The following is a 19,831-nucleotide window of genomic DNA, read 5'->3' as shown; positions in this document are numbered from 1 at the left end:
TTCTTTCTTTAATCGTGGTCGCGCAGGGACGAGCGGATGCGTGCCGCCTTTTCGCGGTCGCGCTGATCGAGCGCCACGCTCACCGCGCGCGCGATGGCCTGGGGATCGGTGCCGGCCTGCACATGGAAGGTGATTTCGATCTTGTCGCCCTGGATGGTCATTCCGGCGCCGAACCCGCCCTGGGCCAGCGGGGCGCGCGTGTCGAAGGCGCTGGCGGGTAACGCCGTGGCCGTGCCGATGGCGATGCCGGCGCCCAGTTGCGTGAGGCGCTGCGCCAGTCCGGAAACCTTGGCAATGGGCGCGCCCTCGCTACGGTCGAGGCCCACGGCCAGGCCCTGCATGGTGTAGTCGCCGAGCTGGGCAAACACGCGGCTCGGGCTGTGGATGCCCAGCTTTTCCTTGAACCAGGCAATGGTGCTGGACCCGGCATTGCTGATGGCGTCCTTGACGGCGCCCATGGAACCCGTGATGCCGTTGACCAGGCCGCGCAGGATGTTGGCGCCGAACTCGGTGAACTGGGCCGGCAGCTGGATGCCGAACCAGCTCAGCACGCCCGCAAACGCCTGGTAAAACACGCCGACCGGCGACCAGTTGATAATCAGCGCGCTGATACCCGCCAGGCCGCCGGCACACGTCGCCTTGAGCTGCGACCACACGCCGGCAAAGAACGTCTTGACTGGCTCCCAGCATTGATAGATGACGTTCAAGCTGCTAGTGATGCCGCTGGCCATGCCGCGCAGCAGGCCGCTGCCGAAGTCGCTGAACCTGGCCGGCAGCGCAATGCCGAACCAGCCCAGCACGCCCGCGAAGGTGCGATAGAACAGGCCCAGCGGCGACCAGTTGACGATCAGGGCGCTGACGCTATTAACGCCGCCGGCAAAGGCGGTCTTGACGTGCGACCAGATGCCGGTAAAGAAACCCTTGATCGGCTCCCAGTATTTATAGATCAGGTAGGCGGCGCCGGCGATGACCGTGATGGCGATGCCAATCGGGTTCATCAGAAGAGCGCGGCCCAGCCACAGCACGGCGCGGCCCGCCCACATGAAGGCGCCGCCCAGGCCGCGCAAAATGGGCGTGAGCACGCCGCCCGTCACGCCCATCTTGGCGAACATGACGTGCAGCATGGCATACGGGCCGATCAGCGCGGCAATGCCCAGCATCAGCGGGCCGAGCACCAACAGGATGCCGGCAAGGATGGCAAAGCCCGCGATCATGACCTTGGCCACGGTCGGGTTGCGCTCCATGAAGCCGTTCAGGCGCGTGATGGCACTGATGGCCATTTCCAGTCCCTGCGCATACAGCGGCAGGATTTTTTCGCCCATGGTGAGTTTCAGGTTGGCCAGCCTGGCCGCCGCTTCCAATTCGGCGCCGCCGGCCTGCTGCTTGCCCAGGTCATAAATCTGCTCGATGTCGTACGCGCCTTCGTTCAGCTTGGCATTCTTGTGCATCTGGATGCGTTGCCTGAACATGTCCAGAAACTGATTGCCGGCCGTGCGGTTCGAAAACAAACTGCCGATGGTGTCCTCAATTTGCTTAGCATCCGTGATGCCTTTCTTTTCCAGTTGTGGCAGCAAGACGGTTTCCAGCCACTCAAACTGGCTGCGCCGGAAAATGTCACTGCCCAGCAGGGCACCTGGGCCAAGGGTGGCGCTTTGCGCAACTTTGTCGTGCTTGATCTGACCACGATCTTTAATCAGCCCCAGTTTTTCCATGTTGCTGACGGCGCGCTTGGTGGTGCGCCCCTGATACAAGTTCGTATAGCCGGACATCAGGGCCGTACCGGCGCGATGGCCACCAACTTCCTGCACCAGCGGTTCCATCTGGTAATAGAACTGCTTGTCATCCATGATCTTGGCGGCAATGCCGCCCGTCTTGATGAAGTTCAGCCACTCGGTCGGCCCCACGCGCCCGCCGGTCGCGGTGATGACCTTTTGCATCATGTTGGCCTGGTCGTGGAATTTCTCCGAACTGGCCGTGCCGCCGCGCTGCTCGATGACTTTCAACAGGTCCATGAAGATGCGTTCGTTTTCTTCGCCCGACTCGGCGCCGAAGAATGCCTTGTTGGCAAATTTCATCTTGGCCAGGGTGGGCGCGACCATTTCCGCGTGGTGCAGGTCGCCAAAGATCGACATCGCGTCGCGCACCAGTTCCAGGTTCTCGTTCTGGCTGGTGCCGTAGGTCTTCATGTTCTTGGCGAACTTGATTGCCTGCTGGCTGGTTTCCGGCCCCAGTCCCAGGGCATTCACGCGGGCCTTTTCCAGCTGGTAGTGCTTCGCCTCGTGCAGCCCCTTGGCTATGGGCATTGCCATGACCGCGCCGGCCGCAGTCGCGCCAGCGCCGGCCATGGCCAGGTTGCCCGCCTTGTTGCGCAGCTTGTCGGCGTGCTGGGTGGCGTTTGTGACGCGCTGCTGCCTGGCGGCCCCATTGGCCAGCTTCTGCTGCTGCAAGGTCATGGTTTTGTTAGTGGCCTCGATCTCGCGGCGCAAGGTGCGCTCGTGATTGGCCAAGTCTTTGGTGCCGATGCCGGCGCCCGACAGGCGCTCGCGCATGACCTGCAGTTGCTGGGCCTGTTGCTGGCCTGCCGTCTTCAAGTCGCCGGCCGCCTTGACGGCGGCGTTAAACTCGCGCGTCATGGCGCGCGTGGGCGCCTCCGCCTGCTTCATCTTTGCGGCCAGGCTGGCCACCTTCTGCTGCGCCGCTTCCAGCTTGGTGCGGGTGGCGTCGAGGCCGCCATGCAGCTCGCGGAATTTGCTGATGTTCTTTTGCTGGGCGTTCAGCTCGCGCAAGCGGTCGCTAGTAGCCTTCAACGCCTTGGCCGTGTCGCCGGAGCCGCCCATGATTTTTTTCAGCGGGCCGGTAATCTTGTCCAGTGCCGCAAATACCACCTGTAATTTCAGATCCCGACCAGCCATCTATTCCGCTCCGCTTCGTTGCCGGGCGCGTTCGCGCCAGGCCATCAGTTCATCTATCGTAAAGCCGTCCATCGCGGCCGGCGTCCAGTGAAAGACGCCGGCAATGTCGGCCATGGCGTCTTCTACTTCGCCGGGGATACCGAAAGGCGATCGGCTTTGCTCGCCAAAAAACCGGCAACCTCGGCGCCCACGGCCAGCAGGTCGGCTGGGTCCATATTGGCGATGTCGTGTGCGGTCAAGGTCGGTTCGGTGATACGCGGCAGCACGATCTGCAGGGCCGACACGTTCAGGTTGGCCAGCTCGATCAGGGACACGCCGCGCAGGGCGCCCGCCTTGGGCTTGCGCACGGTCAGCGAGGTGATGACGGTGTCGCCGCGCTTGATCGGTTCGTCCAGTTCGATGACGGCTTGGTTTTGGGTATCGTTGTGCATGATGTTGTCCTTGTAGGGTGGTGGTGAATAAAAGGGGTTACAGGCCGATGGCCTTGCGGATGGCCGCATTGGTGTCGCCGCCGCCGAAGTTCTCGGTGCCGCTCATGAAGTCCAGTTCGATGACGGTGGCGCCGTCGATCATCAGCTTGTAGTAGCTGCAGGGCATCGTGTATTTGTGGGTGGTGTCGTCGCCCATCTTGGCCGCGCCCATGTCGATTTCCTTGTAGCGGCCGCGTACGACCACTTCCACGGCGGCGACCGTGCCGTCATCGTCTTCCTGGTAGGCGCCGGCAAAGCGCAGTTGCACGGCGCCGTGCGTGTGCGCACCGTACTGTTTCAGGGCTTCGGCGATCAGGCCGCCGCCGCTCCATTCCAGCGATAGCGCCTCGTTGCCGAAGTCCACGGACACGGGGCCGCTCATGCCGCCGGCGCGGTACTCTTCCATTTTGCGGCTGAGTTTCGGCAAGGTGACTTCCGGCACCATGCCCAGGAAGGACACGCCGTTTTGAAACAGGTTGAAATTTTTCAGTTTGCGGGGCAGGCCCATAGTGTTCTCCGTTGTTCAGTTGCGCCCGCGCGGGCGCGGGCTGGGTGGTGATGGCGATTACGCGGCGATGCGCGAGGCGAAGTCGGCCAGGTAGCGGTCGGTAATGCGCTGCTGGAAACGCAGGTTTTCCAGCGGCGGCACGGGCGTGTAGTCGTAATCGATGGCCAGCTTGCCCGCCTTGAGCGTGTCCTTGTCGTTGAATTGTTCGTCATACCAGGCGTGGCCGTCGATGATGTAGCCCTGCAATTTCAGGTCGCGGAATTTGGCGTTGATGCTTTCCAGCAGGTCGCGCACCAGGGACGGATGCAAGGGCAGGTCGACAAAGGTGAAATGTGCTTCGGCGATTGTGTCGGCCAGCACCTGGGCCGTGCGCGTGTAGCTCTCGAAATAGAAGAAGCCGCCCGGCGCCTCGCAGGTGCGCGAACCCCAGAAGCGGTAGCCGCCCATGTTAATCAGGGTGGTGACTTCCTTGGCGTTGAGCACGCCGGCGTCGGTGGCCGGGTCTTGCAAGTCGAAAAATACGTCACGGGTCAAGCCGGTGGGGCCGTTGACGACGACGTTGGACAGCGTCTTGTGCCAGCCCGTTTCCTCGTCGATCTTGGCGCGCAGGCCCATGGCGTACGCCACGGCCGACATGCTGGCCTCTTCATCGGTGGCGATATCCCAGTTCACAAAATCGGGCCAGATGATCATGACCTCGCGCTGGCCGAACTGGCCGCGATACGTGGTGGCGGCCACCACGTTGCTGCAGCTATACGCGGAGGCGTACACGAAGGCGCGCAGTTGCTGCGCCACGCTGGCCAGGGCGTTGGTGACGGCCTTGGTGTCCAGGCCCGGAGCGCCCAGGATGCGCGGTTTGACGCCGAGCTTGCTTTGCGCGGCCAGCAAGGCTTTCACGCCCAGGTACTTGCCGTCCGGCGAGACGCCGCCCACCACATTGGTGGTGGTTTCCGCTTCCGTTTCGCCTTCGGCCACGCGCACGACGACGCACAAGGGCTTGGTCTGCGCGGCGATCGCTTCCAGCGCGCGGTACAGGGTGCCGATCTTGCCGGCCTTGCCCATGGCGGCCAGCACGTTGGTGACGAGCACGGGCGTGTCGAGCGGAAAAGCGGCTGGGTCGGCGTCGTCTGCCGTGGCGATCAGGCCCAGCACGGCCGTGGAGACGGTGCGGATCGGGCGCGAACCCTCGTTGATTTCAATGACGCGCACGCCATGGTGGTAGTCGGTGGCCAAAATTAGTTCTCCTGATGAGTGGTGAATGGGGCGTTACTGGGCAATGGGGGGAACGAGGGCAATGCCGGCGTCGTCGAAGGCGCGGCGGGCCTCGCCCGGCAAGCTGGCGGCGATGCGGTCGTATTCGCCTTTGATGGCCGCTTGCAGCGCTGGCATATCCTGCGCGGCGACGACCGATGGGCAGATGGTGATGTCGAGCAGCGCCTGGCGCGCGTCAATGGCGCCTTCCACGATGTCCGTTTCGCCGTTCATCATCGCCGCGAAGCCGATACCGGCCAGGCGGTTCAAGACGGCCTCACGCGCGGCGCGCACTGCGTTGAGGTAGACGGCGGCCAATTGCACATACGGCGTGGGCGCGCGGGCCGTCACGATCCACTGGCCACGGGGATCGAGCGAGACGGTGGCGCCTTCGGCTACCGCCGCCTGCATGCCGGCGAGCAGTTCGGCAGGAATCAGCACGGCGTCAGCGGGCCATGAGCCGGCGGCGTCATAGGCCGCGCGCAGGCGTTCGGGGTAGAAGCCTGCCGTTTGCACGGAATAAAAAACGGCGTCAAGGTTGTCGGGGGCAAGCATATCCATGGGGCTTCCTCTTGTTAATAGCCGCGTGCGGTATAGGTGATGGGGTATGCCAGATAATCACTGGCGCTGGAATTGACAACCGCCACCGGCACGCCGCTGCGCGTTTTTGCATCCATGTTGAAGTTGACGGAACCGGCCCCCAGGGAACCATGGATGACGTTGCCTTGAATGGACAGCAACCCGTTAGGGAATGCCGTTGGGAATGTCAGCATGCTGTAGCCGGTTTTACTGGCGACAAAGGTTCCTGTCTGGCACATGATGCCGCCGGGCGATGCCTGGCAGGAACTCACGCCCGCGCTGGCAATGGACGTGAGGAAATCGGCGTTACGCCACATTTCCGCCGTCGTGTCGATGACCTGCCATACGCTATCGGCAATGGCGGCAAGGGTGATGTACTGGCCGGATTTGACGTCCATGCCATTCACGCCGGACACATCGGCATTGAGCGAGGCGCCGGGGCCGGGGGCAAGTCGTCCCACTTTTCCGGCCAGGCCGAAGAAGTGAATACAGCGGCCGGAATTGGTCGTGATACCCAGGTCGCTCGGCTTGGGAAGCGTGAACAGCACATTGTCGGCAGAAAAATACAGGCATTTGCCGATGTCCTCGCCGGTCAAGCTGCGCGACGCCGATACTGCGCCGGATGCCACGATATTGCCCTGTTCCTGCTGTACAAAAGCAGCATTGACCAGCTTTTTCGATGCATCGAATTTTTCCAATGTCGCCACTTCCTTCCTGCTGTACTGGGGGTGCGGGTCCAGCGCAGCCAGGTGCAGGGCCAGTTGCTTGTCTGCATAGGCGCGCACTTCGCTGTCCTGCTCGTCGGCATACTGGCGCGTGGCCAGCACGACGGACGGGTCGATTTTCAGCTCAATGGCGGCCGCGCTGGCGACGATCAGCACCACGCGCACCACTTGCGTGCGCGCGCTGCCCTCGGCCATGACGGGCTTGTAGCTGGGCGGGCAGTTGGCCACGGCGCACAGGTCGCCCGCCTCGTCGTAGATGCCGATTTCGCGCAGCCACCAGCCGCCCACGTTTTCGGGCAAGACTTGCTCGACGATGATCTGGCTGGCGTTGGCCGGGTCGATGGCGAGCTGGTTCAGGTCGGCGCGGCGCACTTCATGCACGAGCGCCTTTTGCGCGCGGTCGGGAATCGGCAGGGCGCCGTTGCCGTCGCCCACACCCATTTTTTTCAGTTTCAGGGTGTGGCCCAGGGCGATGGCGTTCGCCAGCTTGGCCTCGCCCACCTGCGTCAGAATGGCAAAGTATGTGCTCATGGATAGATGGTCATGGTGTCAATGGTATGGGGTGCGCCGCCCTGTACCAGCGTGCCGCGCACTTCGATTTCTTCGGCGATCCACGGATAAACTGTCATCGCATCGCCGTGATAGGCGGCCAGGCCGATCTGCACCTGGCCACGGGTTTCCAGATACAGCGCCAGGCCCGTCAAATGCCGGCTGACGGGCTTGGCGTCGGCGATCAGGCGTTCCATTTCCTGAAACATGGCATCCGTGATGCCCGTGTCGAGCACGCCCACGTCGAGGCGGAAAGTGCCCGGCGTACCGGGCGGCGTGGTCTGCCACCATTCGGTGATGCGGATTAAATAACCCAGGGACTCGACCACGCGGCGCACGGCGGCAATCGTGCCCTTGTGCTTGTGGATGAAATAGGCCGCCTTGATGGTGCCGCGCTTGATCGATTCGGGCCAGGCGTCGTCCCAGCGGTCGACGGAACAGGCCCAGGCCAGGAACGGCAGCAGGGCGACCGGGCAGCGGTCGGCGTTCCACAGGTCGCGCAGCGGCACGGGCACGTTGACCAGCTCGGCGCAGGCCACGGCAATGGCGCGTTCCAGCGCCGTGGTGTTGGGCGGCAGGGTCGGCACGATCTTATTCATCGAGCACCACCACATTCAAGTTGATGCCGGTGCAGCGCGCGGACTGGGTGGCGTCCAGTTCGATGTCGGCCGCCGGGCTGGTCAAGACGACCTTGCGCACACCTTCGACGTGCACGGCGGCGCTGCAGGCGGACCGGTAGATGCTGTGGCCCAGCGGGCGGCGCGGCTGCGACACGCGCACGGCGTTGGCGCGCGCGGCGTCCAGCAGAATCGGCACTTCCGGCCCGACGCCGATAAACAAGGTCGCCTCGATCTGGTAGTCGATGACCTGGGCGGCCTGCACGGTGAGGCGGTCGCCCAGGGGGCGCACGTCCTCGGCGTTGAGCGCGCGCGCCACGGTGCCCAGGAGCGCGGCGTCGGCGATGCCGGTGTCATTGTTCGCCAGCACCGTGACGGTGACGTGCGCCGGCGCGGGGCTGGTGGCGCTCGCGTCCTTGACGCGGCCGTCGCTGCTGCGGGCGTGGAATTCATACGACGCTTTCGGGCCGGCCACGGACAGGCCATCCGGCGCTTCCTGGATGCGCAGGCGGTAGGCGTCGTTGTCTTCCATGACAGCGGCCACGGGCGGCAGGGCGCTCGGATTGGCCGGCGTGATGACCAGGCGCGCTACGTTGACGTTGGCGCCCAGCTGGTCCAGGTCGCCGTCGAGGGCGAACGCCAGCATGACGGCCTTGCCTGCCTCGTTGACGCGGTTGCGCAAGATGGTTTCCTGATAGGCATTCTCTTCCAGCAGCTTGGTGGCCGGCTCCGATTCGAGGGCCAGCAGGGCCGTGACGGCCGCGCGCTCGGCTTCCGGCAGCAGGCTGACCAGGTGGGTTTTGCGCGTGGCGAGAATGGCTTCGAAGTCCAGCACCTCGACCACGCTGGGCGCCGGCAACTGGGTCAGGTCGATGGGCGTGCTCATACGACGCCCCCTTGCTTGACGGGTACGGCCAGGGTGATGCCCTGGCCATTCGCCGTGCCATCGAGCAGCAGGGTGATGGCGCCGTCCGTGTCGCGCGTGAGCTGCACGCTGGCGAGCTGCAAACGCGGCTCCCAGCGGAGCAGGGCAAAGGCGGTGGCGGCGTAGATGCGCAATTGCGTCGCGCTGTTCAGGGGCTGGTCGATCAGCTCGGGCACTTCGGAACCATAGCGGCGGCGCCGGATGCGCGAACCCATCGGCGTGGTGAGAATGTCGGCAACGGACTGGCGCAGGTGGCCCAGGCCCGTCAGGCTGCGCCCGGTGGCGGCGTGCATGCCCATCATGGCAGCGGCCCGCCCGATTGGTCTTCGCCTTGTTTGACGCCGCCGTGCGGGTGCTTGGCCAGGCTGATGTCGCCGGCCAGCACGTCCTCGCTGGCTTTGATCGTTCCTTGCACGGCCATGGCCACGCCGCCGGCGGCGCCGGCCTTGGCATTCACGCCGCCGTTCAGGGCGGTGGCGCCGTTCACGATGGTGGACTGCATGACGATCAGGTTTTGCATGACAGTCAGGTCGCCCGTGCAGATGGTGCTGGGCGCGTTCGACGTGACCTTGTCGGCGGTGATGGTGGCGGTGCCGCCGGGGAGCACAGCGGTTAAGGCGTGGGCCGCATGGTCATACTGCACCACGGCGCCGTCCGGGTAGTGCGTGGTGTGGATGGTGTCGCTGGAGTCGGGCGCGTCAAATTCCTGCGAGTACAGCGCCGGCAGGATGATGCCGCGTGTCAGGTCGCCGCCTGGGGAAAAGACGATCACCTGTTCGCCGACGGTGGGCGCCGACCAGGTGCGCGTGCTGCCGGCGCGCCGTGTGGCCCATTTCAGCCATTCGGTGGTGAGTGTCGGCCCGAGCCGCACGCGCGCCTTGGCCCCTTTGACCTCGGCAATGGTGCCCAGGCGGATCAGGTTTTGCAGCAAGCGGAGGAGGTCGGACTGGTCGGCGTTCATGCAGTGCATGTTGCCGAAGTCCGCGTGCGGATGCACGCGGGGGCGGGTTGATATGAGGCTTACTGCCTATGCAGAGTTTCGATGCGTCGAGTTAGCTCTAAAATATTACGAGTCGCCTTCTTTTTCAGCGGTGGTTTGCTGATAGCTACGGTGAAAGCGGCTCAACGCCTCCATTTGGGGAAGAGATTTCTTCAAAATTTCTATTCTTTCATTCATGAAGTTAAGAGCTTCCTCAAAAGTTCTTTTATTGTCAGCTGACAAATCAAACATCAAACCGCCAGAGCTAAAGGCGCGAGCATACTTTTGTGGCAGCTTTTTGTCTCGCTCCTGCATGTCTAGTAACACAGCGCGTCGCATTGCTTCCGGGCATCGCTGTTTCAATTCGTCGGTTATTTTTACCACAGAGTCATATACGTCGGAACAGAACGAGTGTGCTTCGCCCGGGTCGGGAATCTTCCCTTTATGGATAACGGCATTTCGGAAATTTACAAGGTCATTATTTATGATATATGGGGTTCCAATCTCAATGAGATAGAGGACCATGAACGCTCCAAGCTGTCTTTCAGATTGGCGGGCCATTTCCTTGAACTGACGCTCAAAATCGGTTTCGGCAATCCCCCTTTTTATTACAAATACTTTTATTGCAAATTCGTACAGACGTTCAAGCGCCGCCGAAAAACTCGCGCATGCCTCTAGTGTAAAACCCGCCGCCAATGCATTCGCGCCAGATTCCATGAGAACTTCGAACTTTTGATTCTGTAACACATGTACGCTAGTGTGGCCATAAGCACATTCGATAACTGATAAACGGTCCTCATAGTAAGGCACGTTGAAAACTTCAAAGCTGGGACGGCCTAACTCTTTTTGACATTCCATACAAGTTGCGAAAATTTTCATCCGGGCCTCTTTTCAATGAGTTCGCTGAGTTATATTTTTTCACGTCCATTCCTGGGTGATAGTGAAAGTAATAAGTAACTGTAACTCATTTGGATCTGGGATTAGGTGGGATTTTGATTGGCATATCTCAGAGCTGTGTAAGGTGGCTCAGCAATGAGTCGCGTATCAACGTCCGATCCGCTTCATTTACCCCCAGCAGCGGCCGTTCCGGATACTTGTATGCCGGCCCTTTCTTTGTGACGCGCTCTTGCCGGCCAAACTGATGCACATGCGCCACGCGCGCCACCCAGCCAAAGAATCCGACCTCGATCTGGTCGCCGGTCGCCTTTACTTTCAGGTGTTTAGCGGTGCGAATCTTGGCGAACATTGCCGCCTTCTGCCGCTTGATCCGCCCATTCTTCCCTTTGAATTCCTTGCGCCGCTTGCGCGCCGGATACGCCGTGCCATCCGGCCCCTGCTGCGCCTTGATGCGTTGCGCCTGGCTGCGGCGCAGGTCGATGGCCACCTTGTGATTGATGGCGCGGCGCTGGGCTGGCTGCAGCTTGGCCAGAAGGGCGCCGGCCCAGGCTTCCAGCGCGTGCAGGTCGTCGCTCATGGCGTCGCCTCGGGCGTGCGCCACTCGGCCAGCAGGGTCTCGCCGTCGTACAGCTTCCAGAACTCGTCCGCGTAGGCCGGCATGTGCTGTATCTCGGCCAGGTGCTGGATGTCGAGGCGGCCCGCCTCGCCGGTCTTGACGGCCACGCGCTCGGTCAAGCCTAGCTTGATGGAAATGTCGACTGTTTCGTGGTTATTAAAATCCACCTCAAAGGCGATGCCGTGCTTGCGCGTTTCCTCATTGGCCATCAGGTCGAGCTGGTGGACTTTCAGCCAGGCGATCAGGGCCACCATGATGGCGTCGGCGTCGCCCGCGTAGTCGGTGACGATCAGGTTGAGCTTGAAGCGGTATTCGAAGGAGAGGGAGGCGGTGGCCGACGCCACCACGTTTCCTTCGTCGGCGAAGACCAGCAGGCGATCGGGATCGCGCTGCAGGTCGGGGATGGCGGCGGCCAGGTGTTGGCGCAGGCTATTCGGTTTGTACATGGTAGGTGTCTCGTACTAGGTTGTAGGCGTCAATGCAGGCGTTCAGCTGGCGGGTGGCGTCGTCACCGTCGCCGGCAATGGCGTCAAGAGCTGCCGCAGTCGCTGCGTCAAGTTCGGCGCGCGCTTCAATCCGATGGCCTGCGGCAATGGCGGAATCTGCAGTGGCGGCGCACTGGGCGCCGGCGACGGGGATTGACAGGCGCACAGCGCCGCTGCGCACGTCATCGTTAAAACGGTCACGCTCGGATTTCGCATGGGTTTGCTCCTGGGTGAGGTGGTCGGCACGCTGCGCCAGGGCGGTGCCGGCGGCGCGCTCCAGGGTGAGCACGCGGGCGGTGGCCTGGGCCAGCGCGGTGGCGGCATTGGTTTTGCTGGTGGCCGCCTCCCGCTGCAGCACGGCGATGCTGGCATCCTTGCGCCAGCCCTGCGTCGTCCAGCCGACCAGGGCGCCGCATAGCAGGCAGGCGGCCAGCGGGCGCCAGGTGGTCGCGCTCACATGGCCACCCGTTCCTTGATCCAGCCGAACAGAAAACGGCGCTGGGTCTTGTTGGCCTCGGTGATTTCCAGGTAACGCGCCGCCTGCAGGCCGTTCAGGGCGCGCAGCAGCACGGTGACGCCATCCTGGCCGCGCCATTTGAGGAAGGTAGCCAGCGCGCCCAGCGACTGTTCGCCCAGGCGGCCATCGACGAACAGGGCTGGATAGCGCACGCCCGTATCGTTGAAACCGTTCAGCCAGCGCTGCAGGAACTCGGCCGCGCGATGCGGCCCCATGTTCACGCCCGTGTCGATCACTTCGGCGCCAATGCCGGCATGGATGGCCAGCACCTGGTCGAACTTCGGTTCCGTGATGTAGCGCGCCGTGTAGATGGCGCGCGCCACGGCCACGGGCAGCTCTCGCATGGGGCCCGTGTAACCGTTGGCGCGCGCCACGGCCACGGTGATGCCGTAATTGGTTTCGCCGCCCTTGTCTTGCGGGTCATTCACATAGCCGCCTTCGGCGCGCAGGATGGCGTCGATGGTGCGCGCGATCAGTGGATGGTCGGTGGTGGCCATCAGTGTTCCTTTGCGTCTTTGACCAGCTCGGCGATGTCCTTGTCGCTGCGGCGCTGGAACCACAGGGCCACGGCGCGCGATACCCACCATCCGGGCGCGCCGACAATCAAGTCGATGGCGGAGGCGTTGACCATGGTGCCAATGGCGGGGAGTTGGGCGCACAGCAGCTGATACACGGTGCCGCCCAGCAGGCACGAGAACACGCCCGCGCAAGCCAGGCGGGCGACGAATTCGCCCTTGTTGAAGGTGCCGTCGCTGTTCAAGGGCGGCAGCACGATGTACAGCATGGCCGCGCCGACCATGCCCAGCGCCGCCTTGAAGCCGTACAGTTTGACCAGGGTGGCGAAACCACCAAACGATTCTGCGGACATTGCTTGATTCTCCGGTGAGAGGGTAGATAGATTTTTCATGAGAGTAAAAATGGTGGATTGCTGCGTTAATCCCATAGCTGCACGATGTCCGCCACCTGGCCCGTGCTGGGCGCCGGCTCGGGCAAGGTGACGACCAGGCCGGCGGGCAGCACGGCGCCGTGGCGCGCCAGCGCCGGATTCAGGGCCAAGGCCTGCTCGACGTATCCCGCGCCGTCGCCCAGGTAGCGCCACACCAGGGCGTCTACCGTGTCGTGCTGCTGCGTGCGCACCTGCATCAGATCAATTCCACGGTCAGGTGCGTGCGGCCGACCATATCGGCGATGGCCCATTGCGCGTTGCGCCGCTGGGCGCCTGGGGCGTCGTCCAGCCATTCCATGCTTTTCTTGTCGCTCACGGACGTGGCCGTGCTGTCGTAGTCGCGGTAACGCTCGATCAGATCGGCTTTCGCCGTGCTGTAGACGGCGCGCCGATACTGCGCCAGCAGGCGCGATTCGCGGTTGATGCGCGTGGCCGGCACGTCCACCAGGGCGGCCATGCCGGCAGCGGCCTGCTTGCCTTGCCACTCTGCCAGCTCGCGGTTGACCTGCAGGATGGCATCGACCACGGCTTGCACCAGGCGCGCGTCGGTGACGGTGCCGTCCAGGCGCATGACGTCGCGCATGTCGGTAAGCAGGATGTCGGGAAACCAGCCGTCGTTCTCGATGACGCCGGCGGCAGGCGCCGGCGGCGCGGGGGCGGCGCTGGGCTGGGTTGACGGGGGCAGGGCCATGAAGGACATACGGGGCGCTTTCAATAATAGGGCGGTGGACGGGGTTCATCAGGCCAAGATTGTTGCCAATGCGTTAGCCAGAATCCCCCCGTGCCGCCGTGCTGCGGGGGATGCTCTTTACGTGGAACCGGCCGCGCGCTTGAGGCGCCGTTCCAGCTTTTCCATATCCTTCTTGACGCCGCACGATTCCGACAGCGCGCGGGCGCGCTTCAACTGAGCCATGGCGTTTTCCGCCTGCGCCACCAGCGCCGGGGCGATGTCCGTTTCGTCGGCCTGATCCAGCACGGCGATCAAGGCCAGGCCGATGGCCTTGTGCAGCTTGGCGCGCGCCTGGTCCGGGGCGTCGCTGGCGGCCGTCAGCCGTTCGACCGTGCCCAGCACCTGCGCGGCGTGCTGCGGATCGGCGGCCAGCTTGCCGTGCAGGTAGCCTTCGGCAAATTCGTCCAGCATCAGGGTGGCGATGTCGCGGCTGTAGGTGTCGGGCAGGGTGAACTTGTGCGCCAAAGCGTATTCGGCCATGACCAGCGCGCGGTCATACTCGCCCGTGTCGATGTGCCACACCAGCAGGGTGGCGAACACGTCATCCTGGGCGCCCTTGCCGCCGGCCAGCACGCCGTCGATCCATTGCGCATAATCCGGCAGCAAGGTGGCCTTGACCTCGATCTTGCGTTCCACCGACTGGATGGATTTCAGGCGGCGCCGGTCGTCGGCCAGCTTGTAGAGCATCAGCTCGTAGGCCGTGCCGGTGGTGACGCCCTGCGGCGCGGCGGCGCCGGCCGTGCGCTCGGCCAGCATGCGCGCCCGGTGGCGCAGGGCGGGGGACTGGTTCGCCATCACTTGTCTTTCAGCTCGATGTTTTCCACCAGCGCGGCCAGGCCCAGGTCTTCGATCACGTAGGCGTCGTTCGACGACTCGTAATTTTCGATGCGGTCGCGCTTGGGTTCGTCCACCACGCGGCGGCGGCGCGCGCCGTCCTGGAAGTAGATTGACAGATTGTCGAAGCGGGTAATCAGGATGGCGTTGTCCGGGAAGTAGGGCACGCGCGCCGCCGGCAAGCCGCCGATGCGTTTCTGGCTGATGATGATGTCGGCCGCCAGGGTTTCCGTGGGCGCCTGCTTGGTGTTCACCAGCGGGAAGTATTTATCGTTCAGCAGCTTGCGGCCGACGATGGCCACCAGGCCCGTGTCTTCCTGATACCAGGGATCGAGCAGGTTGACGGCATCGGTGACGGCCGCGTCCAGGTTGGCATAGTCGGCGCCGTCCACGTCGCCGATGACGACCTTGCCCGGCATGCCGGCGGCCACCAGGCCCAGCACGCGCTCGGGCGCCTGTTCGCGCAGGTGCTGCAGCCAGCCCTTGTTCACGTCCTGCAGCAGCGGATTGGCGGCCAGGTCGGTGGTGGCCATGACTTTCACGCCATTGAAACCGATGACGATGCGATCTAACGCCTGACGCGTCAGGATGGCATTGGCCACGCGCGACTGGAAGTCGGCGAACTTGGCCCAGGCGTCCAGCTTGGCATAGCTCAAATGCGTGTCGAAGTTGGTCTGCTCGCAGCGGTACTTGGTGCTGTCCATGGTGGACAGGTCGCGCGTTTCGCGTTCCTTGTCCTTGGTGTTGGTGCGGCTGGCAATCGGGCCGGACACGCCCAAGCCCAGCTTTTCGCCTTCCTGCTCGCCCACGCCGATGATGTTCACCTTCGACAGAAACTCGCTCGATTCCTGCATTTTGTTTTCCAGCTTTTGCTGCACGCTGGGCGTGACGCTGAAGGTCTTGGCCACGTTGTCCGTGTCGTTCAGCTGGCCCAGGCGGGTTTCATATTGGCCAAAGACCTGGCGCGTTTGCTTTTTCATGGTTCGGTGCTCCGTTGTTGAATGGGGTGTTGGTGGATGGCGCGGGCGCTTAAAACTCGGTCTGCACGGCGCCGTCGTTGCCGGTGGCGGCCGGGCGGCGCGGGCCGTTGCCGGGCGCTTCATCCATCTGCGCCTTGAAGGCGGCCAGCTCGTCCTGCGTGGCCTTCAAGGCCGTTTCGGTTTTTTCCAGACGGACCATGGCGCACGCATAGTTGTCGTTGGCGGTGACGACGTGGCCGGCCAGCGCCTGCACGGCTTCGCTGATGTCGGCGAACTGCGCCGCGTCGGCGCCGGATTTATTCGAAAAGCGCGACAGCAGGTTTTTCACGGCATCGGCCAGCCTGATGCCCTGCTCTTCGAATTCCAGCTCGACCTCGACGGCCGACGTAAACAGGTTGGTGCTTTGCTGCTTGCGGACGGCGGAGAATTTCAGCGCATCGGTGCCCAGGCTGGCCGGGCTGTCGGTGACCCCCAGGCCGACCAGGTAGGGCTGCGAGGAGTCGGCAAAGTCGGGCTGGATTTCCAGGCTGGTGTACAGCTTCTGTTTCGCCTTGTTGATGGCCACCAGTTCCGGCGTGGGTTCGATTTGCGCAAACAGGGCCAGTTTCTTGCCGCTGTCGGTGTCCACTTCCTCGGCTTTCACCGCGATCACGTCGCCGTAGGCCTTGAACTGGCTGTCGGGCAGGATGCCGCGAATGTGCTCGAGCCAGATGCGCGCGCCGTAGGTTTTCGGGTTGTAGGTGGCGGCGATCTGCTCGATGGTGGCGCGGTCGATGTTGCGGCCGTCCGTGGTGGCGCCTTCGGTGGCGACGCGGAAGAATTTCGATTTGGACATGGTGGGCGTTCTCGGTTGATCGGATAACGCCATGGTCAACGTCTTGGCGCTGCGATTCAATGCGCTGCGGGTTGCTATGGGCCATAGCGACTTTTGCCTTTCCCCGCTCCGCGCGCGCGCGGCCTACGCTGGCGGCATGTTAGGAATCCATCAAACCCCTGAAGAAAAAATCGCCGAACTGGCCGTGCCCGAGTCCGAGCCGCGCCGCGCCGCGCGCGCCCTGTACTGGAAGGGCTGGCGCATTTCGTCCATCGCCCGCCACCTGGGGATCAAGCGCAGCACCATCAATAGCTGGAAGCTGCGCGATGAATGGGACAAGGCGCAGGCCATCGAGCACGTCGAGGCGTCGGCCGAGCTGCGCCTCGTAAAACTGATCGAAAAAGAGGTCAAGAGCGGCAGCGACTACAAGGAAATCGATTTACTCGCCCGCACCATCGTGCAGATGGCGCGCGTGCGCCGCTATGAGCAACCGGGCGGCAACGAGGTCGATCTCAATCCCAAGCTGGCGAACCGCAATGCCGGGCCGAAGAAGAAGCCGACGCGTAACGATTTCAGCGACGAACAGCGCATTCAGCTGCTCGACGCCTTCCAGGATTCGTTGTTCGATTACCAGAAAGTTTGGTATCGCAACGGCGATCAGCGCACGCGCGCCATCCTCAAGTCCAGGCAGATCGGCGCCACCTGGTATTTCGCGCGCGAGGCGCTGGCCGACGCCATGGCGACGGGCCGCAATCAGATCTTCCTGTCCGCTTCCAAGAGCCAGGCACACGTCTTCAAGCAATACATCGTGCAATTCGCGCGCGAGGCGGCCGGCATCGAGCTGACGGGCGACCCCATCGTGCTGCCGAACGGCGCGCACCTGTACTTCCTGGGCACCAACGCGCGCACGGCGCAGGGCTACCACGGCAATTTCTACTTTGACGAATTTTTCTGGACGCAGAATTTCCAGGAGTTGAACAAGGTGGCCTCGGGCATGGCCATTCACAAGAAATGGCGCAAGACGTATTTTTCCACGCCATCCTCGACCACGCACCAGGCCTACCCGTTCTGGACGGGCGAGCTGTTCAACAAGCGCCGCGCCAAGGCGGACCAGGTGAACATCGACGTGAGCCATGGCCGCCTGTCGTCGGGCTACACGGGCGAGGACAAGATCTGGCGCCAGATCGTCACCATCCTGGACGCCGAGCGCGGCGGCTGCAACCTGTTCGACATCGACGAGCTGCGCAACTTCGAATACAGCCCCGACCAGTTCGACAATCTGCTGATGTGCAACTTTATCGACGACTCGGCCTCGGTCTTCCCGCTGGCCGAGCTGCAGCGCTGCATGGTCGATTCCTGGGTCGAATGGGACGACTACAAGCCCTTGCTGGGCCTGCGCCCGTTCGGCAACCGGCCCGTGTGGATCGGCTACGACCCGGCCTTGAACGGCGACAGCGCCGGCTGCGTGGTGCTGGCGCCGCCCATGACGGCAGGCGGCAAGTTCCGCATCCTGGAGCGCCACCAGTGGCGCGGGCAGAGCTTCGAGGATCACGCCGACGCCATCCGCCAGATGACCCAGCGCTACAACGTCGAATACATCGGCATCGACACGACTGGCATGGGCATCGGCGTGCTGCCGATCGTGCGCGGCTTCTTCCCGGCCGTCACGGCCCTGAACTACTCGCCTGAAGTCAAAACGCGCATGGTCTTGAAGGCGAAAAACATCATCAGCAAGGGCCGGCTGGAGTTTGACGCCGGCTGGACCGACATCGCGCAGTCCTTCATGGCCATCCACAAGACCCTCACCCCCAGCGGGCGGCACGTGACCTATGTCGCCGGGCGCAGCGACGAAACCGGCCACGCCGACCTGGCGTGGGCCTGCATGCACGCCCTCGACCACGAACCCTTCGAAGGCACCACCGACAACCACCACTCTTTCATGGAGATTTATTCTTGAGCAAAGCACGACACTTGCGCGCGCGCGGCCAGCAGGCCCAGGGCGCGCCATCAACAGCGGCCATGGCGCCGGCCGCCGCCGGCATCGAGGCGTTTTCCTTCGGCGACCCGACGCCCGTGCTCGAGCACGCCGACATTCTCGACTGTTTCGAATGCTGGAAGAACGGCCACTGGTACGAGCCGCCCGTCAACCTGGCCGGCCTGGCCAAGTCCTTCAACGCCGGCGTGCACCACAGCAGCGCCATCCACTTCAAGGCCAACGTGCTGGCGTCCACCCTGATTCCCAGCAAATATTTGTCGCGCGACGCCTTCAAGCGCATGGCGCTCGACTTCCTGACGTTCGGCAATGCCTACCTGGAAGACCGGCCCAGCCGCAGCGGCAAGGCGCTGGCGTACCAGCATGCGCTGGCCAAGTACATGCGGCGCGGCGTCGATCTGGATACCTATTATTTCGTGAACGGCTACCAGGCCGTGCATCAGTTCGACAAGGGCCGCGTGTTCCACCTGATGGAACCGGACGTGAACCAGGAGCTGTATGGCGTGCCGCAGTACCTGAGCGCGCTGCAATCAGCCTGGCTCAACGAGGCGGCCACCTTGTTCCGCCGCAAGTATTACAAGAACGGTTCGCACGCCGGTTTCGTGTTCTACATGACGGATGCCGCCGCCAACACCCAGGACGTGGACAACCTGCGCCAGGCCATGCGCGACAGCAAGGGACCGGGCAACTTCCGCAACCTGTTCATGTATGCGCCGAACGGCAAGAAGGACGGCATCCAGATTCTGCCGGTGTCGGACGTGGCCGCCAAGGACGAGTTTTTCAACATCAAGAGCGTCACGCGCGACGACCAGCTGGCCGCGCACCGCGTGCCGCCGCAACTGATGGGCATCCTGCCGAACAATGCCGGCGGCTTCGGCGCCGTCGAGCCGGCCGCGCGCGTGTTCGCGCGCAATGAACTGGTGCCGCTGCAGGCGCAGTTCATGGCGATCAACGAGTGGGCCGGCGTGGAAGTGGTGAAGTTCGCCCCGTATGACCTGGGCCTGGGCAAGGAGACTGCGCAATGAGTGACCACATCGACAACACCGACAAGATCATCTTCGCCGAAGTGGCGCGCGGCCTGGCCGCCGTGCGCGGCCGGCCCGCCCTGGTGGCGCACGGCGCTTGCCACTACTGCGACGAGGCGCTGGCGCCCGGCCTGCCGTTCTGCAACGTCGATTGCCGCGACGACTACGAGAAGGAGCAAGCCGCCAAGGCCCGCGCCGGCCGCCCAGGATGACTGCCACGCCGCGATAGTCGGCAGGGCGGGGCCGTGACAGCCCAGTCGCACCGAAGCGCCCCAGCCACCGCACAAGCCGCCCATGAGGCGGCTTTTTCACGTCCTGATGATTGATGTTGCTATGGATGCAAGAAAAAGGCCCGTCTCGGCCCGGCGCGCGCAGTTGTCCCCCCTCCACACCTGCCCGCTATATAGGGCTCTTTTGACTCAAATGTGCGCCATGGCCGAAGGCGCATGAGGACTGGCGCGGTGGGGCAAAGAGGGGGC

Annotated in this window: 25 protein-coding genes; 3 read left to right on the top strand and 22 right to left on the bottom strand. The window is 63.5% G+C overall.

Features of this window, described 5'->3' with window-relative positions:
- Window positions 1-8: 8 nt before the first annotated feature.
- The 22 genes from AC07VI_RS15030 to AC07VI_RS14925 all read right to left on the bottom strand — a co-directional run bounded on the left by AC07VI_RS15030 (window position 9) and on the right by AC07VI_RS14925 (window position 16,355).
- Window positions 9-2,912 carry a phage tail tape measure protein gene (locus AC07VI_RS15030; protein WP_492993112.1) on the bottom strand — a complete coding sequence of 968 codons (2,904 nt, stop codon included), beginning with the start codon at window positions 2,910-2,912 and terminating at the stop codon, window positions 9-11.
- Complete coding sequence (locus AC07VI_RS15025) at window positions 2,913-3,026, bottom strand: GpE family phage tail protein (RefSeq protein WP_071650284.1); 114 nt, start codon at window positions 3,024-3,026, stop codon at window positions 2,913-2,915.
- An 8-nt stretch (window positions 3,027-3,034) separates the two neighbouring features.
- The gene (locus AC07VI_RS15020) at window positions 3,035-3,343 is read right to left on the bottom strand and encodes a phage tail assembly protein (protein ID WP_099375095.1); all 309 of its coding nucleotides are present in this window, start codon (window positions 3,341-3,343) and stop codon (window positions 3,035-3,037) included.
- Between the two features lie 37 nt (window positions 3,344-3,380).
- Window positions 3,381-3,890, bottom strand: coding sequence for a phage major tail tube protein (locus AC07VI_RS15015; RefSeq protein ID WP_070308512.1), 510 nt, complete (start codon window positions 3,888-3,890; stop codon window positions 3,381-3,383).
- Between the two features lie 57 nt (window positions 3,891-3,947).
- On the bottom strand, window positions 3,948-5,123 hold the full coding sequence (locus tag AC07VI_RS15010) for a phage tail sheath protein (RefSeq protein ID WP_492993115.1): 1,176 nt from the start codon (window positions 5,121-5,123) through the stop codon (window positions 3,948-3,950).
- A 33-nt stretch (window positions 5,124-5,156) separates the two neighbouring features.
- Entirely contained in the window at window positions 5,157-5,702 is a 546-nt protein-coding gene (locus AC07VI_RS15005; protein WP_492993117.1) for a hypothetical protein, read from the bottom strand.
- Window positions 5,703-5,716: 14 nt separating this feature from the next.
- Window positions 5,717-6,976 (bottom strand): phage tail protein, encoded by a 1,260-nt coding sequence (locus tag AC07VI_RS15000; RefSeq protein WP_494808806.1) that lies wholly within the window; start codon window positions 6,974-6,976, stop codon window positions 5,717-5,719.
- Complete coding sequence (locus AC07VI_RS14995; RefSeq protein WP_492993121.1) at window positions 6,973-7,593, bottom strand: phage tail protein I; 621 nt, start codon at window positions 7,591-7,593, stop codon at window positions 6,973-6,975. The genes AC07VI_RS15000 and AC07VI_RS14995 overlap by 4 nt, the downstream gene beginning before the upstream one ends.
- Window positions 7,586-8,497 (bottom strand): baseplate assembly protein, encoded by a 912-nt coding sequence (locus AC07VI_RS14990; RefSeq protein ID WP_492993123.1) that lies wholly within the window; start codon window positions 8,495-8,497, stop codon window positions 7,586-7,588. The genes AC07VI_RS14995 and AC07VI_RS14990 overlap by 8 nt, the downstream gene beginning before the upstream one ends.
- Window positions 8,494-8,838 (bottom strand): GPW/gp25 family protein, encoded by a 345-nt coding sequence (locus tag AC07VI_RS14985; RefSeq protein ID WP_492993125.1) that lies wholly within the window; start codon window positions 8,836-8,838, stop codon window positions 8,494-8,496. Before AC07VI_RS14985 ends, AC07VI_RS14990 begins: the two co-directional genes overlap by 4 nt.
- A complete protein-coding gene (locus tag AC07VI_RS14980) occupies window positions 8,835-9,506 on the bottom strand; it encodes a phage baseplate assembly protein V (RefSeq protein ID WP_494808805.1) in 672 nt (223 codons plus the stop codon). Before AC07VI_RS14980 ends, AC07VI_RS14985 begins: the two co-directional genes overlap by 4 nt.
- A 96-nt stretch (window positions 9,507-9,602) precedes the next feature.
- Window positions 9,603-10,394, bottom strand: coding sequence for a hypothetical protein (locus tag AC07VI_RS14975; protein WP_492993129.1), 792 nt, complete (start codon window positions 10,392-10,394; stop codon window positions 9,603-9,605).
- Window positions 10,395-10,521: 127 nt separating this feature from the next.
- Window positions 10,522-10,989 carry a phage virion morphogenesis protein gene (locus AC07VI_RS14970; RefSeq protein ID WP_492993131.1) on the bottom strand — a complete coding sequence of 156 codons (468 nt, stop codon included), beginning with the start codon at window positions 10,987-10,989 and terminating at the stop codon, window positions 10,522-10,524.
- Window positions 10,986-11,474, bottom strand: coding sequence for a phage tail protein (locus tag AC07VI_RS14965; RefSeq protein ID WP_492993133.1), 489 nt, complete (start codon window positions 11,472-11,474; stop codon window positions 10,986-10,988). Before AC07VI_RS14965 ends, AC07VI_RS14970 begins: the two co-directional genes overlap by 4 nt.
- Window positions 11,458-11,970, bottom strand: a complete 513-nt coding sequence (locus AC07VI_RS14960; protein WP_492993135.1) for a lysis system i-spanin subunit Rz — start codon at window positions 11,968-11,970, stop codon at window positions 11,458-11,460. The genes AC07VI_RS14965 and AC07VI_RS14960 overlap by 17 nt, the downstream gene beginning before the upstream one ends.
- Complete coding sequence (locus tag AC07VI_RS14955) at window positions 11,967-12,527, bottom strand: glycoside hydrolase family 108 protein (protein ID WP_492993137.1); 561 nt, start codon at window positions 12,525-12,527, stop codon at window positions 11,967-11,969. Before AC07VI_RS14955 ends, AC07VI_RS14960 begins: the two co-directional genes overlap by 4 nt.
- Window positions 12,527-12,898 carry a hypothetical protein gene (locus tag AC07VI_RS14950; RefSeq protein WP_492993139.1) on the bottom strand — a complete coding sequence of 124 codons (372 nt, stop codon included), beginning with the start codon at window positions 12,896-12,898 and terminating at the stop codon, window positions 12,527-12,529. Before AC07VI_RS14950 ends, AC07VI_RS14955 begins: the two co-directional genes overlap by 1 nt.
- A gap of 65 nt (window positions 12,899-12,963) precedes the next feature.
- Window positions 12,964-13,173 (bottom strand): tail protein X, encoded by a 210-nt coding sequence (locus tag AC07VI_RS14945; protein ID WP_492993141.1) that lies wholly within the window; start codon window positions 13,171-13,173, stop codon window positions 12,964-12,966.
- Window positions 13,173-13,676 (bottom strand): head completion/stabilization protein, encoded by a 504-nt coding sequence (locus tag AC07VI_RS14940; RefSeq protein WP_492993143.1) that lies wholly within the window; start codon window positions 13,674-13,676, stop codon window positions 13,173-13,175. Before AC07VI_RS14940 ends, AC07VI_RS14945 begins: the two co-directional genes overlap by 1 nt.
- A 108-nt stretch (window positions 13,677-13,784) precedes the next feature.
- Window positions 13,785-14,501, bottom strand: coding sequence for a phage terminase small subunit (gene gpM / locus AC07VI_RS14935; RefSeq protein WP_492993145.1), 717 nt, complete (start codon window positions 14,499-14,501; stop codon window positions 13,785-13,787).
- Window positions 14,501-15,520, bottom strand: coding sequence for a phage major capsid protein, P2 family (locus AC07VI_RS14930; RefSeq protein ID WP_492993147.1), 1,020 nt, complete (start codon window positions 15,518-15,520; stop codon window positions 14,501-14,503). Before AC07VI_RS14930 ends, gpM begins: the two co-directional genes overlap by 1 nt.
- A 49-nt stretch (window positions 15,521-15,569) precedes the next feature.
- Entirely contained in the window at window positions 15,570-16,355 is a 786-nt protein-coding gene (locus AC07VI_RS14925) for a GPO family capsid scaffolding protein (RefSeq protein ID WP_492993149.1), read from the bottom strand.
- Window positions 16,356-16,491: 136 nt separating this feature from the next.
- On the opposite strand from AC07VI_RS14925, the gene AC07VI_RS14920 reads away from it, so the two are divergent.
- Genes AC07VI_RS14920 through AC07VI_RS14910 form a run of 3 tightly spaced genes read left to right on the top strand, consistent with a single transcriptional unit; the run spans window position 16,492 to window position 19,564 of the window.
- Complete coding sequence (locus AC07VI_RS14920) at window positions 16,492-18,291, top strand: terminase ATPase subunit family protein (RefSeq protein ID WP_492993151.1); 1,800 nt, start codon at window positions 16,492-16,494, stop codon at window positions 18,289-18,291.
- Window positions 18,288-19,352, top strand: a complete 1,065-nt coding sequence (locus tag AC07VI_RS14915; protein ID WP_492993153.1) for a phage portal protein — start codon at window positions 18,288-18,290, stop codon at window positions 19,350-19,352. The genes AC07VI_RS14920 and AC07VI_RS14915 overlap by 4 nt, the downstream gene beginning before the upstream one ends.
- On the top strand, window positions 19,349-19,564 hold the full coding sequence (locus AC07VI_RS14910) for a hypothetical protein (RefSeq protein ID WP_492993155.1): 216 nt from the start codon (window positions 19,349-19,351) through the stop codon (window positions 19,562-19,564). The genes AC07VI_RS14915 and AC07VI_RS14910 overlap by 4 nt, the downstream gene beginning before the upstream one ends.
- Window positions 19,565-19,831 lie beyond the last annotated feature (267 nt).

This window comes from Janthinobacterium sp. GW821-FHT03A03 (assembly GCF_059421435.1).
Note: the sequence above shows the minus strand (reverse complement) of the source record. Positions and strands in the feature narration are given on the sequence as shown.